The sequence below is a fragment of the Burkholderia sp. Ax-1720 genome (assembly GCF_011753035.1).
GTDB lineage: Bacteria > Pseudomonadota > Gammaproteobacteria > Burkholderiales > Burkholderiaceae > Burkholderia > Burkholderia gladioli.
This window is the reverse complement of the sequence record NZ_VWWK01000012.1, coordinates 45,703-65,346: the sequence shown is the minus strand read 5'-3', so window position 1 is coordinate 65,346 and position 19,644 is coordinate 45,703. Positions and strand designations below refer to the sequence as shown.

The 19,644-nt window shown below is 67.5% G+C and carries 16 protein-coding genes; 3 read left to right on the top strand and 13 right to left on the bottom strand.

The annotated features are described in order from the left end of the window. Positions 1-61: 61 nt before the first annotated feature. The 5 genes from pstS to F3J18_RS06275 form a co-directional block, all read right to left on the bottom strand. A complete protein-coding gene (gene pstS / locus F3J18_RS06295) occupies positions 62-1,093 on the bottom strand; it encodes a phosphate ABC transporter substrate-binding protein PstS (RefSeq protein WP_025099653.1) in 1,032 nt (343 codons plus the stop codon). A 531-nt stretch (positions 1,094-1,624) separates the two neighbouring features. Next, positions 1,625-2,980: a phosphoglucosamine mutase gene (gene glmM, locus F3J18_RS06290; RefSeq protein WP_166911997.1), complete on the bottom strand. Its 1,356-nt coding sequence runs from the start codon at positions 2,978-2,980 to the stop codon at positions 1,625-1,627. A gap of 28 nt (positions 2,981-3,008) precedes the next feature. After that, the gene (gene folP / locus F3J18_RS06285; RefSeq protein WP_240156366.1) at positions 3,009-3,815 is read right to left on the bottom strand and encodes a dihydropteroate synthase; all 807 of its coding nucleotides are present in this window, start codon (positions 3,813-3,815) and stop codon (positions 3,009-3,011) included. A gap of 156 nt (positions 3,816-3,971) precedes the next feature. After that, positions 3,972-5,861, bottom strand: coding sequence for an ATP-dependent zinc metalloprotease FtsH (ftsH, locus tag F3J18_RS06280; RefSeq protein ID WP_013697365.1), 1,890 nt, complete (start codon positions 5,859-5,861; stop codon positions 3,972-3,974). A gap of 167 nt (positions 5,862-6,028) precedes the next feature. Beyond that, positions 6,029-6,691 carry an RlmE family RNA methyltransferase gene (locus F3J18_RS06275; RefSeq protein WP_013697364.1) on the bottom strand — a complete coding sequence of 221 codons (663 nt, stop codon included), beginning with the start codon at positions 6,689-6,691 and terminating at the stop codon, positions 6,029-6,031. A 225-nt stretch (positions 6,692-6,916) separates the two neighbouring features. Here F3J18_RS06275 and F3J18_RS06270 point away from each other — a divergent pair, with 225 nt between their 5' ends. Beyond that, positions 6,917-7,459: a YhbY family RNA-binding protein gene (locus F3J18_RS06270; protein WP_013697363.1), complete on the top strand. Its 543-nt coding sequence runs from the start codon at positions 6,917-6,919 to the stop codon at positions 7,457-7,459. 85 nt (positions 7,460-7,544) lie between these two features. On the opposite strand, the gene F3J18_RS06265 is transcribed toward F3J18_RS06270, so the two are convergent. The 8 genes from F3J18_RS06265 to gloB form a co-directional block, all read right to left on the bottom strand. Then, positions 7,545-8,024 carry a DUF4149 domain-containing protein gene (locus tag F3J18_RS06265; protein WP_166911993.1) on the bottom strand — a complete coding sequence of 160 codons (480 nt, stop codon included), beginning with the start codon at positions 8,022-8,024 and terminating at the stop codon, positions 7,545-7,547. Positions 8,025-8,040: 16 nt separating this feature from the next. After that, the gene (gene greA / locus F3J18_RS06260; protein ID WP_013697361.1) at positions 8,041-8,517 is read right to left on the bottom strand and encodes a transcription elongation factor GreA; all 477 of its coding nucleotides are present in this window, start codon (positions 8,515-8,517) and stop codon (positions 8,041-8,043) included. Positions 8,518-8,636: 119 nt separating this feature from the next. Further along, positions 8,637-11,891, bottom strand: coding sequence for a carbamoyl-phosphate synthase large subunit (carB, locus tag F3J18_RS06255; RefSeq protein ID WP_166911992.1), 3,255 nt, complete (start codon positions 11,889-11,891; stop codon positions 8,637-8,639). 51 nt (positions 11,892-11,942) lie between these two features. Continuing rightward, positions 11,943-12,617, bottom strand: coding sequence for a leucine efflux protein LeuE (leuE, locus tag F3J18_RS06250; RefSeq protein WP_025098576.1), 675 nt, complete (start codon positions 12,615-12,617; stop codon positions 11,943-11,945). A 20-nt stretch (positions 12,618-12,637) separates the two neighbouring features. Beyond that, on the bottom strand, positions 12,638-13,783 hold the full coding sequence (carA, locus tag F3J18_RS06245) for a glutamine-hydrolyzing carbamoyl-phosphate synthase small subunit (protein WP_025098577.1): 1,146 nt from the start codon (positions 13,781-13,783) through the stop codon (positions 12,638-12,640). A 423-nt stretch (positions 13,784-14,206) separates the two neighbouring features. Beyond that, positions 14,207-15,439, bottom strand: coding sequence for an MFS transporter (locus F3J18_RS06240; protein ID WP_166911990.1), 1,233 nt, complete (start codon positions 15,437-15,439; stop codon positions 14,207-14,209). Positions 15,440-15,588: 149 nt separating this feature from the next. Then, entirely contained in the window at positions 15,589-17,172 is a 1,584-nt protein-coding gene (locus tag F3J18_RS06235) for a transglycosylase SLT domain-containing protein (RefSeq protein WP_166911988.1), read from the bottom strand. A gap of 376 nt (positions 17,173-17,548) precedes the next feature. Beyond that, positions 17,549-18,355: a hydroxyacylglutathione hydrolase gene (gene gloB / locus F3J18_RS06230; protein ID WP_025098580.1), complete on the bottom strand. Its 807-nt coding sequence runs from the start codon at positions 18,353-18,355 to the stop codon at positions 17,549-17,551. Between the two features lie 18 nt (positions 18,356-18,373). On the opposite strand from gloB, the gene F3J18_RS06225 reads away from it, so the two are divergent. Further along, a complete protein-coding gene (locus tag F3J18_RS06225) occupies positions 18,374-19,186 on the top strand; it encodes a class I SAM-dependent methyltransferase (protein ID WP_025098581.1) in 813 nt (270 codons plus the stop codon). Further along, positions 19,183-19,632 carry a ribonuclease HI gene (rnhA, locus tag F3J18_RS06220; protein WP_025098582.1) on the top strand — a complete coding sequence of 150 codons (450 nt, stop codon included), beginning with the start codon at positions 19,183-19,185 and terminating at the stop codon, positions 19,630-19,632. The genes F3J18_RS06225 and rnhA overlap by 4 nt, the downstream gene beginning before the upstream one ends. Positions 19,633-19,644 lie beyond the last annotated feature (12 nt).

Here is a 19,644-nt window from a genome sequence, read left to right as displayed (position 1 = left end):
CGGCACATGCCGGACGACGCGACCACGACTTGCTTGCGTGCTACTTGCTACAGCCCGAGGCTTATTCCGCGACCGGCTTGCCCGACGCGTCCGTCACCTTGGTCTTCCACTGCTTGCGGATCTCGGCCGTGACCGACGCCGGCAGCGAGATGTAGTCCAGGTCCGTCGCGGCCTTGCCACCGTTCTTGAAGGCCCAGTCGAAGAACTTGAGCGTTTCGGCGCCCTGCTCCGGCTTGTCCTGCTTGGTGTGCAGCAGCACGAAGGTCGCGCCGACGATCGGCCATGCGTCCTTGCCCTGCTCGTTCGTCAGGATCTGGTAGAACGACTTCGACCAGTTCGCGCCGGCAGCGGCTGCCGCGAAGGTCTTCGCGTCCGGCGTGACCACGGCGCCCGAGGCGTTCTTCAGGTCGACGTAGATCATCGAGTTCTTCTTCGCGTAGGCCGATTCGACATAGCCGATCGCGCCCGGCAGGCGCTGCACGAAGGCGGCGACGCCGTCGTTGCCCTTGCCGCCCGTGCCCGTCGGCCAGTTGACCGTGGTGCCTTCGCCGACCTTGGTCTTCCACTCGTCGTTGACCTTCGAGAGGTAGTTCGTCCAGATGAACGAGGTGCCCGAACCGTCAGCGCGGCGAACCACGGCGATGTCCAGGTCCGGCAGCTTGGCCTTCGGGTTCAGCGAGGCGATCGCCGGGTCGTTCCACTTCTTGACCTTGCCCAGGTAGATGTCGCCGAGCACTTCGCCCGACAGCGTGATTTCGCCGGCCTTGATGCCCGGGACGTTCACCACCGGAACGATGCCGCCGACCACCGTCGGGAACTGGAACAGGCCCTTCTGGGCGAGTTCGTCGTCCTTCAGCGGCGCGTCCGAGCCCGCGAAGTCAACCGTCTTGGCGTCGATCTGCTTCAGGCCGCCGGACGAGCCGATGCCTTGGTAGTTGATCTTGGCGCCGCCGGTTTGCTGGTATTCGGCAGCCCACTTCGAGTAGATCGGGGCTGCGAAGGTGCTGCCCGCGCCGGTGACGTCGGCTGCGTGAGCGGCGACAGCGAAAAGCGCGCCGGCCAGACCAGCAAACGCGGTTTGCATCAATTTCATGAGACCTCCAGTGTGTGAGCGGATGACTACGGCACCGCGAAGATTAGGGGGTGTCCATGACAGTAATGTGACAATTAATGAACCTGGTGTGACAGCAACATGACAGACCGAAAGCTGGCGCCCGGGCTTCGCCGATCGCCTGCCGCCGGCGCCGCGGGCCCGGCCGGCAAGGCTTGCGCCGGGTTGCCGGGCGACGCGAGGACATCGCCGCGCGGTCCGCCCCCTCTGCTCGCGCATCGTAAACGTGCACGTCAGCGCCGATTGTTCACCCGGTCCGCGGACCGGCGACGGCGCTCAAGCAGCTTAGATGAAATGTCATAAAACGGAAGGATTTCGGACGCGCAAACGATTTCGTCTGCGGAATCCGGGGTAGGTACTTGAGTGGATCAGTCGGGAATGGCGCCGGCGCGCGCCCGGGTCGATGATCTCGGCGCATGTGCGCCTGCGACAACATGGCGCCCTCCTGCGCGGGCTCGCCAATAAAAAACGGCGGCCAACCTGGCCGCCGTCGTGGTTTCCGCTGGCGCGGATTCAGGCCGTCGCGAGCCGCACCGCGCCGGCGATCGCCTCGGCATGGCGCTGGGCATCGGCCGCCTCGCGCGCCTCGACCATCACGCGCAGCACCGGTTCGGTGCCCGAGGCGCGGATCAGCACGCGCCCGCTCTCGCCGAGCTCGCGCTCGGCCGCGGCGATCGCCGCCTGGATCGAGGCCTCGCCCTTCCAGTCGGCGCCGGCCTTCATGCGCACATTGATCAGCGTCTGCGGGAACAGCGCCACGCCCTCGAGCAGCTCGGCCAGCGTCTTGCCGCTGCGCTTGAGCGCCGCCAGCACCAGCAGCGCGGAGACGATGCCGTCGCCGGTCGAATGGCGGTCGAGCGAGAGGATATGGCCCGAGCCCTCGGCGCCGAGCTGCCAGCCGCGCTCGCGCAACTGCTCGAGCACGTAACGGTCGCCCACCGCGGCGCGCACGAAGGGCACGCCGAGCTTGCCCAGCGCGACCTCGACCGCGAGGTTCGTCATCAGCGTGCCGACCGCGCCCGGCACCTTGCCGTCGGTCTCGATGCGATCCTTCGCCAGCACGTAGAGCAGCTCGTCGCCGTTGTAGAGACGGCCGGCCGCGTCGACCACCAGCAGGCGGTCGGCGTCGCCGTCCAGCGCGATGCCGAGATCGGCGCCGTTTTCCTTGACGGCCGCGATCAGCGCCTCCGGCGCGGTCGCGCCGACCTTGTCGTTGATGTTGAAACCGTTCGGCTTGACGCCGATCGGCACGATGTCGGCGCCCAGCTCGTGGAACACGTGCGGCGCGATCTGGTAGGCGGCGCCGTTGGCGCAATCGACCACCAGCTTCATGCCGCGCAGGTCGAACGAGGCCGGGAAGGTACTCTTGCAGAACTCGATGTAGCGGCCGTTGGCGTCGTCGAGCCGGCGCGCCTTGCCGAGCCCGTCGGAGGCTTCGCAGGCGAGCGGCTTGTCGAGCCAGGCCTCGATCTCGGCCTCGGTCTCGTCCGGCAGCTTGTTGCCGTCGGCCGAGAAGAACTTGATGCCGTTGTCGTGATAGGGATTGTGCGAGGCGCTGATCACCACGCCCGCGGCCAGGCGCAGCGCGCGCGTCAGGTAGGCGACGCCCGGCGTGGGCATCGGCCCGGCCAGCATCACGTCCACGCCGGCGGCCGAGAAGCCCGCCTCGAGCGCGGCCTCGAGCATGTAGCCCGAGACGCGCGTGTCCTTGCCGATCAGCACGGTCGGGCGGCCGCTCGCCGCGCGCGCCTTCGAATGCGCGAGCACCTTGCCGGCCGCGTAACCGAGCCGCAGCACGAAGTCGGGCGTGATCGGCGACTCGCCGACCAGGCCGCGGATCCCGTCCGTACCGAAATAACGACGTCCCATGAATGCATTCCTCCTCGTATGTTCTCTCTCAGGCGAGGCGTGCCGCGTCGCGCACGGCGCCCCAGATCTTCAATGCGTCGACGGTGGCCGCCACATCGTGCACGCGGATGATGGCCGCGCCGCGCTCGGCCGCGCAGACCGCGGCGGCCACGCTGGCCGCCACGCGCTCGGCGGGCGGCTTGCCGATCAGCGCGCCGAGCATGGACTTGCGCGACATGCCGGCCAGGATCGGATACGGGCGTCCGTCGGGGCGCGGCGGCGCCGTGTCGGGCAGGCGCGCCAGCAAGGCGTAATTATGTTCGATGGTGGCCTTGCCGAAACCGAAGCCCGGATCGACGCTGATCCGCTCGGCGGCGATGCCGGCCGCGAGGAAGTCCGCGGCGCGCCCGGCCAGGAACGCCCGCACCTCGGCCACCACGTCGAGATAGTCGGGCTCGCCGAGCTGCATGGTTCGCGGCTCGCCCAGCATGTGCATCACGCACAGCCCGCAGCCGCTCGCCTTCACCGCTTCGAGCGCGCCGGGCTGGCGAAAGCCCCAGATGTCGTTGATCAGGTCCGCGCCGGCCGCGAGCGTGGCGCGCATCACCTCGGGCTTGTAGGTGTCGATCGAGAGCGGCACGCGCATCGCCTGCAGCGCCTCGACCACCGGCACCACGCGCGCCAGTTCCTCGTCGAGCGGCACCGGCGGTGCGCCGGGGCGGGTCGACTCCCCGCCGATATCGATCAGGTCGGCGCCCTCGGCCAGCATCTGCTCGGCCTGGCGCAGCGCGGCGTCGCGCGCGATGTAGCGCCCGCCGTCGGAAAACGAATCGGGGGTCACGTTCAGGATGCCCATCACCAGCGGGCGCTCGAAACTCAGCGTGAAGCGGCCGCATTGCAGCGACGGTGGAAGGATTGGTTGGGAAACGCTCAAATCGAATGATCCGGAAGCAGAAACAAAACGGGCCGGTGTGATTCACACCAGCCCGTCGATTGGAATCCCGTGGCGGGATTATGCCGGCGCGGTCGCGTTGCCCGGCTTGACTTCGGCGCCGGCGCCGCCCGAAGGATCGCTCGCCGGCGGCACGTTGCCGCTGCTCTTCGGCGAGCGCGGCGGGCGACCCGCCATGATGTCGTTGATCTGGTCGGCGTCGATGGTCTCCCACTCCATCAGCGCGGCCGTCATGGCCTCGACCTTGTCGCGGTTCTCGTCGAGCAGGCGTCGCGCCAGGCTGTACTGGTCGTCGATCACGCGGCGGATTTCCGCATCGACCTTCTGCTGCGTCGCTTCCGAGATGGCACGCGTGAAGCCCTTGCCGAACGGGCCACCGTCGTTGTCGTCGTCGGCGTAGACCATCGGCCCGAGCGCATCGGTCATGCCGAAGCGCGTCACCATCGCGCGGGCCGTCTGGGTCGCCTTGTTGAAGTCGTCCGAGGCGCCGGTGCTGATCAGGTTCATGAACAGCTCTTCGGCAACGCGGCCGCCGAACAGGATCGCGAGACGGTCGAGCAGGTAGTCCTTCGAGTAGGTCTCGTTGTCGTGCTCCGGCAACTGCCAGGTCACGCCCAGCGCGCGACCGCGCGGGATGATGGTGACCTTGTGGACCGGATCGGCCTTCGGCAGCAGCTTGGCGACCACCGCGTGGCCGGCTTCGTGGTACGCCGTGGCACGCTTGGCCTCCTCGCGGATCACGGCCGACTTGCGCTCCGGACCCATGAAGATCTTGTCCTTGGCATCCTCGAAGTCCTGCATCTCGACGATGCGCTTGCCGCGACGCGCGGCGAACAGCGCCGCCTCGTTGACCAGGTTGGCCAGGTCGGCACCCGAGAAGCCCGGCGTGCCGCGCGCCAGCACGGCCGCGTCGACGTCGTTGGAGATCGGTACCTTGCGCAGGTGCACGCGCATGATCTGCTCGCGGCCGCGGATGTCGGGCAGGCCGACATAGACCTGGCGGTCGAAACGGCCCGGGCGCAGCAGCGCCTTGTCGAGCACGTCGGAACGGTTGGTGGCGGCGATCACGATCACGCCCGAGTTGGCCTCGAAGCCGTCCATCTCGACCAGCATCTGGTTCAGCGTCTGTTCGCGCTCGTCGTTGCCGCCGCCCATGCCGGCGCCGCGATGGCGACCGACCGCGTCGATTTCATCGATGAACACGATGCAGGGCGCGTGCTTCTTGGCCTGCTCGAACATGTCGCGCACGCGGGCCGCGCCCACGCCGACGAACATTTCGACGAAGTCCGAACCCGAGATGCTGAAGAACGGCACCTTGGCCTCGCCGGCGATGGCGCGCGCCAGCAGCGTCTTGCCGGTACCCGGGGGGCCGACCAGCAGCACGCCGCGCGGGATGCGCCCGCCCAGCTTCTGGAATTTCTGGGGATCACGCAGGAAATCAACCAGCTCGGAGACTTCTTCCTTGGCTTCGTCGCAGCCCGCGACGTCGGAGAAGTTCACGGCGTTGTTGTTCTCGTCGATCAGCCGCGCGCGCGACTTGCCGAACGAGAAGGCGCCGCCTTTGCCGCCGCCCTGCATCTGTCTCATCATGTAGAACCAGAACACGATGATCAGCAGCGTCGGCCCCAGGTAGTACAGCGCGGAGACGAGCGCGTTGGGCTCGTCGTCGGCCTTGCCGCTCACCTGGACGCCGAACTTCATCAGGTCGCCGACCATCCAGATGTCGCCGGGCGACACGATCTGGTATTTCTGGCCTTCGGCAGGAGTGACGGTGAGGTTGCGCCCCTGCACGATCACGTTCTTGATCTTGCCGGCCTTGGCGTCGTCCATGAACTGCGAATACGACACACCTTCCTGGACGCGGGGCTTGTCGAACTGCTTGAACACTGTAAACAGCACCAGTGCGATCACGAGCCACACTGCCGCTTTCGAGAACATATTGTTGTTCAAAGCACCACTCCTTCACTCATAGAAGAGCGCCCGCAGTTTTCCTGCGGCACTCCCGTGGCATTCTAATCCAGTCCGAAGCCCGTCGCCATAAGGTTCGCCAAACGCTTCGATAGGCAAACCCCATGACCGGCAAGGCTCCCGGCCGGGCTGCGGCGGCTGCGCATCCGTCAGCGCGGATGCTTCAGATGCCGACCCAAAATAAATGTCTCCGACGATTTATCGCGCGAAGCCTTCGGCTTGCGCGGCGCGACCGTGCGGAACTGATGCTTGAACTTTTCGACAATCTGGCTGTAGCCGCTGCCGTGAAAGCACTTCACTAAAAGGGCGCCATCCGGTTTGAGATGGTTCTGGGAGAATTCGAGCGCGAGATCGCAGACATGTTCGATCCGCGCCGCATCCGCCAGGGCCACGCCGGACAGGTTGGGGGCCATGTCGGAAATTACAAGGTCCACCGCGCGGCCTTCCAGCACGTCCTCGAGCTGGCGCAGCACCTCGTCCTCGCGAAAGTCGCCCTGGATGAAGTGCACGTCGGCGATCGGCTCCATCGGCAGCATGTCGAGCGCGATGATGATGCCGTCGATCCCGCCCTCGCGCTGGCTGTCGCGCTGCTTGCCCTGGGCCAGCTTGTTGCGCGCGTACTGGCTCCAGCTGCCCGGGGCGGCGCCCAGGTCGACGATCACCTGCCCGGGACGGATCAGCTTGTCCTGGTCGTCGATTTCCTTGAGCTTGTAGGCCGCGCGCGCGCGGTAACCCTCCCGTTGCGCCAGCTTCACGTAGGGGTCGTTGATATGGTCGTGCAGCCACGACTGATTGAAACGGTTCTTTGCCATGCAGGGGAAAAATGTCTGCCAAATGCCACAGTGCCGCCGCGAAACCAGGCTTGCGGCGGCCCGCCGGGCCCCTCGAACGCGCAATGGTTTCGTCGGCACCGGCTTTTGGCGGATAATACGCGTCTATTTCGCGCGGCGGACGCCTCGAAGGCGTAACCGCCGCGATTTTACGTGGTTTTCGCGCGCGCCCGCGGGCGCGCCGTTCTATTCGATTCCAGAGTTCCGATGCCTGCCCTTTCGCTTTCCCCCGTCGAGCGCTCCGCGCTGCGTTCACAAGCCCATGCGCTGAAGCCGGTCGTGCTGATCGGCGCCGAAGGCCTGACCGACGCCGTGCTGGCCGAGATCAAGGTCCACCTGGCCGCGCACCAGCTGATCAAGATCCGCGTATTCGGCGACGAGCGCGATGCCCGCATCGCGATCTACGAAGACATCTGCGACCGCCTGAATGCCGCGCCGATCCAGCACATCGGCAAGCTGCTGGTGATCTGGCGCCCGGAGCAAGCCGAGGTGGCGCCGGTTCGCGGCCGTCGTGGCCTGCCCAGCGCGCGCGAGGCCGCCAAGCTCGGCGCCGCCGAGCCCGCGACCAAAGGCCGCGCCCCGCGTACCGTGAAGGTGGTCAAGCACTCGCCCGACGCCAGCCCGGTGCGCAAGCCGCGGGCCACCAAGGTGGTGGTGCGCGGCAACGAGCGCGTGACCGCGGGCGGTACCGTGAAGCGTGCCAAGAAGCGTCAGCAGAGCGCGAAGCGCCCGTTCCAGAACGACAAGTGATCGGCTGACGATGCCGGCCGGCGCGGGCATCTTCCCGCCGGCCCGGCCACATGCCGCTGCGCTCGAGGGCGGCGTCAGGAACGGCTCAAGCGCCGCCGCGGCCCTCGCCCGCCACCGGCAGGCTCCACACCAGCCACAGTCCCAGCACGCTTTCGACCAGGTAGAACAGGCTCGATATGCCGTGCAGCATCCCGAAGCGGCTCGCGTATTCCGAATGGCCGACATCGGTGCCGGCCGCCTGGGCCGCCAGGCGCATCGCGTCCATGAAGGGTTCGATCGCGAAATAGCCGACCAGCACGCACAGCAGCATCGCGACGACCAGCAGGCGCGAACGCCGGTAGGCGACATCGCCCGCGCGCACGCGCGCGTTGGCGATCAGCAGCATCAGCACGGCGCAGACCATGCCGATCAGTCCCTCGATCCGGAACAGGCGCGCGGCCACGCCGCCCGCGCTGGCGCGATCGAGCGCGACGAACAGTATCGGCGCGACCGCATAACCGATGGTCAGCAGGCTGCCGACCCAGATCGTGGTGAGAAGACGGAACAACCGGGGCGCATGGCGCATCGGATCGCTCCCGGGCTCAGACGTAGCTGACCGAGATGATCTCGTACTCGCGCACGCCGCTGGGGGCCTGCACGGCGGCCACGTCGCCCTCGGACTTGCCGATCAGCGCACGCGCGATCGGCGAGCTGACCGAGATCAGGCCGTGGTCGATATCGGCTTCGTCGTCGCCGACGATCTGGTACTTCACCGTGGCGCTTGACCCGAGATCCTCGAGTTCGACGGTAGCGCCGAACACCACGCGGCCTTCCGCGTCGATCACGGACGGGTCGATCACCTGGGCGGCCGACAGCTTCGACTCGATCTCGGCAATCCGGCCCTCGATGAAACCCTGCTTTTCCTTGGCGGCGTCATATTCGGCGTTTTCGGACAGATCGCCCTGCGCACGCGCTTCGGCGATCGCATTGATCACGGCCGGACGCTCGACCGATTTCAGGCGCTGCAACTCACTGCGGAGTTGTTCGGCGCCACGTTTGGTCAACGGAATGGTGCTCATAAAAACGGCTCAATAAACAAAAACGGGCATAAAAAAAATCACCGCGATTAAGCGCATTTCCGGGAACGCCGGAAACACCGCTTAATCGCGGCATGTGGTGCCTGGGAAAACCCGACGGCTTAGTTTAGGCGAGCATGAAGACCTTGTAAATCATAGACTTCGAGGTCCTTCAGGTAGCGCAGGCCTTCCACCGCCGCGCGCGCGCCCGACATGGTGGTGTAGTAGGTGACCTTCTGCGCCTGCGCGCTCATGCGGATCGAACGCGAGTCGGCGATCGCCGCGCGCGTCTCGTCGACGGTGGTGAACACCAGCGCGATCTCGCCGTTCTTGATCATGTCGACGATGTGCGGACGGCCGTCCTTCACCTTGTTGACCACCTTCACCGGCACGCCGGCCGCCTCGATCGCGGCGGCCGTGCCGCGCGTGGCGACGATCGGGTAGCCGAGGTCGTGCAGCATGCGCGCGACTTCGACCGCCTTGGGCTTGTCGGCATCCATCACCGTCAGCAGCACCGTGCCCGACTCGGGCAGGCGCGAGCCGGCCGCGAGCTGCGACTTGAACAGCGCTTCGCCGAAGGTGCGGCCCACGCCCATCACTTCGCCGGTCGAACGCATTTCCGGTCCGAGCACCGGATCGACGGTCGGGAACTTGACAAACGGGAACACCGCTTCCTTGACGCTGAAGTAAGGCGGCTCGACTTCCTTGGTCACGCCCTGCCCGGCCAGCGTCTGGCCGACCATCGCGCGCGCGGCGATCTTCGCCAGCGGCAGGCTGGTGGCCTTCGACACGTAGGGAACCGTGCGCGAGGCGCGCGGGTTCACTTCCAGCACGTAGATGACGTCCTGCTTCGAGCCGTCCGCCTGCGGCACCTGCTGGATCGCGAACTGCACGTTCATGAGGCCGACCACGTTCAGTGCGCGGGCCATCGCGGCGGTCTGGCGCTTCAGCTCGAGCACGGTCTCCTTGGCCAGCGAGTACGGCGGCAGCGAGCAGGCCGAGTCGCCCGAGTGCACGCCCGCCTGTTCGATGTGCTCCATCACGCCGCCGATGAACACGGCCTCGCCGTCGCAGATGCAGTCCACGTCGCATTCGATCGCGTCGTTGAGGAAGCGGTCGAGCAGCACCGGCGAATCGTTCGAGACCTTCACGGCCTCGCGCATGTAGCGCTCGAGGTCGCGCGGCTCATGGACGATCTCCATGGCGCGGCCGCCCAGCACGTAGGACGGGCGCACCACCAGCGGGTAGCCGATCTCGGCGGCCAGCGCCAGCGCCTCGTCCTCGGCGCGCGCGGTGCGGTTCGGCGGCTGGCGCAGGCCCAGCTCCTGCAGCAGCTTCTGGAAGCGCTCGCGGTCCTCGGCGGCATCGATCATGTCCGGCGAGGTGCCGATGATCGGCACGCCCGCGGCTTCCAGGTCGAGCGCCAGCTTCAGCGGCGTCTGGCCGCCGTACTGGACGATCACGCCGACCGGCTTTTCCTTGTCGACCACTTCCAGCACGTCCTCGAGCGTGAGCGGCTCAAAGTAGAGACGGTCGGAGGTGTCGTAGTCGGTCGAGACCGTTTCCGGGTTGCAGTTGACCATGATGGTCTCGTAGCCGTCCTCGCGCATCGCCAGCGCCGCGTGCACGCAGCAGTAGTCGAACTCGATGCCCTGGCCGATCCGGTTCGGGCCGCCGCCCAGCACCATGATCTTCTTGTTGTCGGTCGGCTGCGCCTCGCACTCTTCCTCGTAGGTCGAGTACATGTAGGCGGTCTTGGTGGCAAACTCGGCCGCGCAGGTATCGACGCGCTTGTAGACCGGGCGCACGTTCAGCTCCAGGCGGCGCGCACGCACCTCGGCGGGGCTCGCGGCCAGCAACTTCGCCAGGCGGCGATCCGAGAAGCCGCTCTGCTTCAGGAAGTAGAGCTCGTCCTTCGTGAGGCTCGCCAGCATGCGACCGCCGAGCGCCTTCTCCTTCAGGATGATCTGCTCGATCTGCGCCAGGAACCACGGGTCGATCGCGGTTTCCTCGAAGATCTGCTGGGCCGACATGCCGACGCGGAACGCATCGCCGACATACCAGATCCGGTCCGGACCCGGCTCGCCGATCTCGCGCACGATCTCGTCGCGATCGACCGACTTCTCGTCGAGGCCGTCGACGCCGACTTCCAGTCCGCGCAGCGCCTTCTGGAACGATTCCTGGAAGGTCCGGCCGATCGCCATCACCTCGCCCACCGACTTCATCTGGGTGGTCAGGCGCGAATCGGCCTCGCGGAACTTCTCGAAGGCGAAACGCGGGATCTTGGTCACGACGTAATCGATGGTCGGCTCGAACGAGGCCGGCGTCTGGCCGCCCGTGATCTCGTTCTTGAGCTCGTCGAGCGTGTAGCCGATGGCGAGCTTGGCCGCCACCTTGGCGATCGGGAAGCCCGTGGCCTTCGAGGCCAGCGCCGAGGAACGCGACACGCGCGGGTTCATCTCGATCACCACCATGCGGCCGTCGTTCGGGTTGATCGCGAACTGCACGTTCGAACCGCCGGTGTCGACGCCGATCTCGCGCAGCACCGCCAGCGAGGCATTGCGCAGGATCTGGTATTCCTTGTCGGTGAGCGTCTGGGCCGGCGCGACGGTGATCGAATCACCGGTGTGCACGCCCATCGGGTCGAGATTCTCGATCGAGCAGACGATGATGCAGTTGTCCGCGCGGTCGCGAACCACTTCCATCTCGTATTCCTTCCAGCCCAGCAGCGATTCCTCGATCAGCAGCTCGCGCGTCGGGGAGAGATCGAGGCCGCGCTTGCAGATTTCCTCGAATTCCTCGCGGTTGTAAGCGATGCCGCCGCCCGAGCCGCCCAGCGTGAAGGACGGGCGGATCACCGTCGGGTAGCCGCTGCCGCCGGTGATCGCGGCGATCTCGCCGTGCACCTTGAGCGCCTCTTCCATCGAATGCGCGATGCCCGACTTGGCCGAACCCAGGCCGATCTTGGTCATCGCATCCTTGAACTTCTGGCGGTCTTCCGCCTTGTCGATCGCCTCGGGCGAGGCGCCGATCAGCTCGACCTTGTACTTCTCCAGCACGCCGTGGTGGTGCAGGTCGAGCGCGCAGTTCAGCGCGGTCTGGCCGCCCATGGTCGGCAGGATCGCGTCCGGGCGCTCCTTGGCGATGATGCGCTCCACCACTTCCCAGGTGATCGGCTCGATGTAGGTGACGTCGGCCGTGTTCGGGTCGGTCATGATCGTCGCCGGATTGCTGTTGACGAGGATGACCTTGTAGCCTTCCTCACGCAAGGCCTTGCATGCCTGCGCGCCCGAGTAGTCGAACTCGCACGCCTGGCCGATGATGATCGGGCCGGCGCCGATGATGAGGATGCTCTTGATGTCTGTGCGTTTTGGCATGGCTCGAGTATTCAAAAAGTAATCGTTAATGCGCTTGAGCGGCGGCTGCGTTCATCGGATCGTCGCGAAGGCGAGCTTGAGGCCGAAGCCGATGAACAGACTGCCCACGCCGCTGGCCGCGCCCGCCGCGAGCTTGCGGCGGCGGCGAAACTGTTCGGCAAGACGTGCGCCCGCGAAGATCAGCGTGCTCAGGTACAGGAAGCTCGTGAACTGCGAGATCGCGCCCAGCACGACGAAGGACACCACCGGGTAGCGGTAGCTCGGATCGACGAACTGGATGAAGAACGAGATGAAGAACAGGATCGCCTTCGGATTCAGCAGGCTGACGACCAGCGCCTTGCGGAACGGCCGCTCGCCGTCCACGGTGCGCGCGGGGGCCGTCGGCGCGGGGGCCGCGGTGCCGGCGCGCGAGGCGCGCAGCGCCCGCCAGCCGCCGCGCAGCATGCCGAAGCCGATGTAGAACAGGTAGGCGGCGCCGCCATATTTGACGACCGAGAACAGCAGCGGGTTGGCCTTGAGCAGCGAAGCGACGCCGGCCGCCGACAGCAGCATCAGCACCGCGTCGCCGACGAACACGCCGCAGGCCGCGCGATAGCCGGCCTTGACCCCGCGCTGCGCCGCCAGCGACAGCACGTACATCGAATTCGGGCCGGGCAGCAGGATGATGAACACCACGCCGACGACGTAGGTCCAGAAATCCGTGATCCCGAGTGCATGTCCGAACATGATGTGCCGTCTCCGCTCGCTCAGGCGCTGCGCGCCTTCGCGGTTTCCATCAGCGAGGTGAAGCGATCGAACAGGTAGCCGATGTCGTGCGGGCCCGGCGAGGCTTCCGGGTGGCCCTGGAAGCAGAAGGCCGGCTTGTCGGTCAGCTCGAAGCCCTGCAGCGTGCCGTCGAACAGCGAGACGTGGGTGGCGCGCGCATTGGCCGGCAGCGAGTCGGCGTCGACCGCGAAACCGTGGTTCTGCGAGGTGATCACCACGCGGCCGTCGGTCAGGTCCTTCACCGGGTGGTTCGCGCCGTGGTGGCCGGTCTTCATCTTCAGCGTCTTGGCGCCGACCGCCAGGCCCATGATCTGGTGGCCCAGGCAGATGCCGAAGGTCGGCACGCCGCGCTCGATGAACTCCTTGGCGGCGGCGATCGCGTAGTCGCAGGGCTCCGGATCGCCGGGGCCGTTCGACAGGAACACGCCGTCCGGATTCAGTGCCAGCGCCTCGGCCGCGCTCGCCTGGGCGGGCAGCACCGTGACGTCGCAGCCGCGCTCGGCCAGCATGCGCAGGATGTTGTACTTGACGCCGAAATCGTAGGCGACGACCTTGAAGCGCGGCGCGCTCTGCTCGCCGTAGCCGCTGCCGAGGCGCCACTCGCTCTGCTTCCAGGCGAACGGCTTGTCGGTCGAGACCACCTTCGCGAGATCCATGCCGGCCAGGCCAGGGAACGAGCGCGCCAGCGCGACCGCCTTGGCCTCATCGTCGGAACCGGCCAGGATGCAGCCGTTCTGCGCGCCCTTGTCGCGCAGCACGCGGGTCAGCTTGCGGGTGTCGATGCCGGCGATCGCGACCACGCCTTCGTCGCGCAGGTAGTCGCCGAGCGTGCGGTCCATGCGGAAGTTGGACGCCAGCACCGGCAGGTCGCGGATGATCAGGCCGGCGGCGTGCACCTTGGTGGCTTCGACGTCTTCGTGGTTGACGCCGACATTACCGATGTGGGGATACGTGAGCGTTACGATCTGCCGCGCGTAGCTCGGGTCGGTCAGGATTTCCTGATAGCCGGTGATCGCGGTATTGAACACGACTTCGCCGATCGTATGGCCGGCCGCGCCAATCGAATAACCGCGAAACACCGTGCCGTCGGCGAGTGCGAGCAAGGCGGGAGAAAAAGACGGCAACACGGGAGGCTCCTTGGGGGACACCCTCGCTGCCGACCTGTCGACCTGCCGCGGCCGGTTCGCCTCACGGGAGGCGTTCGCCGGCGCTCGCTCGGCTCACCCGGACGACGCGCCGGACCTGCGCCGGCTCGATGGATCGGCAGGCTGCATTCGGCGGCGTCGCGTGCCGGGAGGCAGGCGGCGGAAGACGGGGATTTGGAGGTAGGCGCTAGGGTGCGGGGTTGAATTGCACAAACCTTCAAATTATAGCGTGAAACGGGACCTATCTCAAATCGGATCTACCCAGCCTTGTGTGACAAGGGTTTGACCGCCGGGTTTGACCACCGGGCCCGGCGACATCGGCCGACTCCTCGACAGCAGCCGGCGTCGAACGATTCGAAAGGGTCGGAACCACCGCACCAGCCGCCCTGCCCTGCTCCAGCGACCTCAGGACGAGGGATGCTGCCCGGCCCCGATCCGCGCACGTCCCGGCAGCACGTACCAGATCGCGCTGGCCAGTTGCAGCGCGACCAGCACGCCCCAGGCAGTCAGGTGCGCGGCGGCGGGATAGTGGCCGCCCACCGTCGGCCATTGCGACAGCACCGCGCCGACCCCGACCTGGAAGCCGAAGATCAGCAGGAAGATCACCAGGGTCAGCGTGGTGTTGGCGCGACCGATCAGGTGCGAGGGGAAATGCTCGGCGAGGATCGCGTAGCTGAGGATGCCGATCCCGCCGAACGCGCCGTAGGCGGCCCACAGCACCACGGCCGGCAACGGCGCGCGCAGCATGATCGCCAACTGGGTGAGCACGAAGCAGCCCATGCCGATCCCGCAGAAGGCATAGACCGACAGGCCGCGGCGTTCCAGCAGGCGCGCCGCCGCGCCGGTGCCGACGCTGCCCGCCATCATCGCTAGGCCGATCACCGACACCAGCGCGGCCGCCTCGCGCGGCGCCAGGCCCATCACGTCGCGCATCCAGGCGCCGACCCACAGCGACTGCATGGCGTAGAACACACCCTGCGTGAGCACCGAGAACGAGGCGATCTTCCAGAACGCCGGGCTCTTCAGGATGTGCCAGGTGCCCTTGAACTGGCTGCCGATGCTGGCCTGGCGATGGGTGCGCGCGGCGTCCGGCGCGCCGAGCCAGATCAGCGCGGCCACCGCCACGGTAAACAGCACCAGCCCCGCGCAGACCGCGCGCCAGCCCACGAAGCCGAGCGTCCAGGCCAGCGGCGAGCCGACCGCCACGCCGCCGAAGCCGCCCACCGCCATCACGAAGCCGTTCACCATCGGCAGCCGCGCGATCGGGAAATGCTCGGCGATCGCCTTGAAGGCCGCGCCCAGGCAGACCGACACGCCGATCCCGATCAGCAGGCGCCCCGCCATCAGCGCGCCGATCCCGTGGCCGAGCCCGAACAGGCCGATGCCGGCCGCCGCGAACAGCAGCATCGCGGCCGTCACGCGGCGCGGGCCGTAATGGTCGAGCAGCACGCCGGCCGGGATCTGCGCGCCGGCGAAGCCGAGGAAATAGAGACTGGTCAGCAGCCCGAGATCGGCGGCCGACAGGCCGAGCTCGTGCGTGATCAGCGGCGCGAAGCCGAGATTGACGCCCCGGAACACGTAGGAAACGAAATACCCGATCGAAAACAGCGCGAACACGCGCAGCTGGACGGAAGACATGCGGCTTACCTCGAATGCGCCGCGCGCGATGGCGCGCGGCCGACCCAAAACGAAAACGCCGTCACCTTGGTGACGGCGTGCGGGCGGATCATAAGCGACGCGCGGCGGATCGGGCGCAATGCCCCCGCGCGCGCGGCGACCGAATCGCGTTACTTCTTCTTGCTCTTGTTCGAGGCGGTCTTGGCGGCCGGCTTGGCAGCCTTCGCGGCAGCCGGCTTGGCGGCGGCCTTGGCCGGCGCGGCGCGCCCACCGCGCTTGCTGGCCTTGCCGCCGGTATGCAGGCTGGCGCGTTCGACGCGCGCGCCGCCCGTCGAGGTGGCGATCCGCTGCGGCCCCGGCTCGGCCGGCACCGCGCGGCCCACCGGCACGTGCAGCACCAGGGTCTGGCCCGGGCTGACCTGGTCGCGGCGCGTGCGGTTCCAGGCCTTCAACTGCCCGATCGACACGCCATAGCGGCTCGCCACCGCGGCCATCGACTGCGAGCGGCGCACCCGGATCAGCATCTTGCGCGTATCCGGTACGTCCGGCTCCATCGCCAGCACGGCATTCTCGGCGACGTCTGCACTGACGTCCTCGTCGTCGTCGCCGCCGCGCGGCACCACGATGGTCGAGCCCGGCTTCAGGCGCATCCCGGCGGGGATCTTGTTGACGGTCATCAGCGTGTCGGCGTCGACCCCGATCTTCTCGGCGATCGCCGCCGGGCGCGCGCGCTCGGTGACGGTATAGGTGGTCCAGCTCGACAACTGGCCGTCGTAGGACTTCAGGCCCTTCTCGAACTGCGAGGCATTGTCGAACGGCAGCAGGATCTGCGGCTGGGTCGCGCCGAGGATCACCGGCTTCGAGAACGAGGGATTGAGCGCCTTGAACTCCTCGAGCGACAGGCCCGCGAGCTGCGCGGCCATCTTCACGTCGATGTCGTGCGAGGTGGTGACCGTGACGAAATACGGGTGGTTCGGGATGTCGGGCAGGCTCAGGCCGTACTGCTGCGGATTGGCGATGATGTTCTTGACCGCCTGCAGCTTGGGCACGTAGTTGCGCGTCTCGTTCGGCATGCGCAGGCTCTGGTAGTCGGTCGGCAGGCCGGCCGCCTGGTTGCGCGCGATCGCGCGCTGCACGTTGCCCTCGCCCCAGTTGTAGGCCGCCAGCGCCAGGTACCAGTCGCCGAACATGTCATGCAGGCGCGACAGGTAGTCGAGCGCGGCGCTGGTCGAGGCCAGCACGTCGCGGCGCTCGTCCTGCCACATGTTCTGCTTGAGGTTGTAGGTGCGGCCCGTGCCGGGCACGAACTGCCACATGCCGGCCGCCTTGGCCACCGACAGGGCCTGCGGGTTGTAGGCCGACTCGATGAAGGGCAGCAGCGCCAGCTCGGTCGGCATGTTGCGTGCCTCGAGCTCCTCGACGATGTGATAGAGGTACTTCTGCGAGCGCTCGGTCATGCGCTGCACGTAGTCGGGGCGCTCCGTGTACCAGGTCGTCTGCATGTCGACCAGGTCGCTCTGCAGGTCGGGCATCTGGAAGCCGCGGCGGATGCGCGCCCACAGATCGGGATCCTTGGTGGTCAGCTCGCCGACCGACTGCTTGTCGACGTCGACGGTTTCCTTGGAGGTGGCGGACTTGCGGAGAAAATCGGAGGCGGCTTGCGGGTCGGAAGCGGCGGCGGTGGGGGCGGTCGGCCCCGGGCTGGCACAGGCTGCCAGCAACAGGACCAATAGCGCACTGATCAGGAATCGCATGTAAATCTCGGCTTCCAACGGCTGGAAATTGCAGGCGATAGTAAGGTAGGCGCGCGCATCGCGTCAATAAAAACGCCTAAAAATGCAGATAAATCCTATATTTGGGGCGCATTCTCCAGATTCCGCTTGAGCATCTGCCTGCCGCCTTCAGGGATTTACCGTACCTCGCCTCGGCGGGCCGTGGAACCCGCTCGGGCGCGCGCTCCCGCCCGAGGCCGCGCGAGTCCCGATGATGCGCGCGTTATGCGCCGGGGAAGGTGAAGAATTGTTGCGGCAGGCGGCGGGATCGCGCGCCTTGCGCCGGTCGGGGCGCGGCGCGAGCGCGGCGGAGCCATGTGGAACGAAGCAGGCCCGGCAGCAACGACTGCCGACGGGATCAGCGGAAGCGGTTCTTCCACTCCCGCATCAGCGTGAAGGCGGCCAGCCGGTCGGCCGGCGCCTCGTGCAGCTCGGCCTCGAGGGTGGCCGCGATCGCGGCGCTGTCGGCGCGCAGGAAGGGATTGACGGCGCGCTCGTGCGCGATGGTGGTCGGCAGGGTCGGCTCGCCGCGCGCGCGGCGCGCCGAGGCATCGTCGCGCCAGGCCGCCAGCGCGGCATTGTCGGGCTCGCAGGCGAGCGCGAAGCGGATATTGGAGAGCGTGTACTCGTGCGCGCAATGCACCTGGGTCTCGCCGGGCAACGCGGCCAGCGCGTCGAGCGAGGCCAGCATCTGGGCCGGGGTGCCTTCGAACAGGCGGCCGCAGCCGCAGGAGAACAGCGTGTCGCCGCAGAACAGGTGCGGCGCCGGATGGCCTGCACCGGCCGCCTGGAAATAGGCGATATGGCCGCGCGTGTGGCCCGGCACGTCGAACACCTCGAACTCGAGCGCGGGCTTGCCGATGCGCACGCGCGCGCCGCCCGCGAGCGGCTCGCTGACCTGGGCGATGCCCTCGCCCGCCGGCCCGTAGACGGGCACCGGGCCGGCGTCGGCGGCATGCGCGAGCAACTCGGCCACACCGCCGACGTGGTCGGCATGGTGGTGGGTGAGTAGAATAGCGGCTAGCCGCCAGCCCCGTGCCTCGAGATATCGCCGCACCGGGGCGGCGTCGCCCGGATCGACGGCGACCGCGTCGCTGCCATCCGACACGAGCCAGATATAGTTGTCCTCAAATGCCGGCACCGGCACGTATTCCAGCTCGTTCATGGGCGCGCACTCATCGATATGTCAGACCGTCCGATTATAGACTGGCCCGCCTGGAGCGCCTCGCCGCCCGGCCGCTACGTGCTCGAGTGGGAACAGGCCCAGCTCGACCGCGTGGTGTCCGACGTGTTCGGCTTCCACGCCTTGCAACTGGGCCTGCCGCAACTCGATTCGCTGCGCGAGAACCGCATGCCCGGCCGCGGTCTCGTGCTGGACCCGGCCAGCGGCGCCAGCGCGCCGTTCCGCTATCCGTGGGCGGGCGACCCGCCGGGCCCGCATCACGCGCCGGCCGGGCGCAGCACCGTCTGGTGCGACCTGCTTGAGCTGCCGTTCGAATCGCAGAGCGTCGACCTGATCGTGATGCCGCACACGCTGGAATTCACCGCCGACCCGCACGGCCTGCTGCGCGAGGTCGAGCGGGTGCTGATGCCGGAAGGCCGGCTGGTGATCACGGGCTTCAACTCCCTGAGCCTGTGGGGCGCCCGGCAGTCGGTCGGGCGCATCGCCAACCGGCCCTTCGTGCCGGCCGCGCGCGACCCGATCGCCTTCATCCGCCTCAAGGACTGGATGAAGCTGCTCGGCTTCGACATCGAGCGCGGCCGCTTCGGCTGCTACCGCCCGCCGCTGGCCACCGACAAGTGGATGGCGCGCTACGCCTTCATGGAGGCCGCCGGCGACCGCTGGTGGCCGATCTTCGGCGCGGTCTACATGGTCACCGCGGTCAAGCGCGTGCGCGAAATGCGGCTGGTCGGCCCGATCCGGGTCCGCAAGCCCGTGCGCGCGCCCGGCCTCGCGCCCGCCGCCACCCCCACCACCCATCAAGAGCATTCATGACGTTGCAATCGATCGATATCTATACCGACGGCGCCTGCAAGGGCAATCCCGGCCCCGGCGGCTGGGGTGCCCTGCTGCGCTTCGGCGACCAGGAAAAGGAACTGTTCGGCGGCGAGCCCGGCACCACCAACAACCGCATGGAGCTGCTGGCCGTGATCAAGGCACTCGAGGCGCTCAAGCGCCGCTGCCGCGTGGTCGTGCACACCGATTCGCAATACGTGCAGAAAGGCATCAGCGAGTGGATCCACGGCTGGAAGAAAAAAGGCTGGGTGACCGCGGCGAAGACGCCGGTCAAGAATGCCGATCTCTGGAAGCGGCTCGACGAGCTGGTGGTCGGCCACGAGATCGAATGGCGCTGGGTCAAGGGCCATGCCGGCCACGCCGAGAACGAGCGCGCCGACGCGCTCGCCAACCGCGGCGTCGAATCGCTGTCGCAGCAGGCCTGAGCGGCCCGCGCC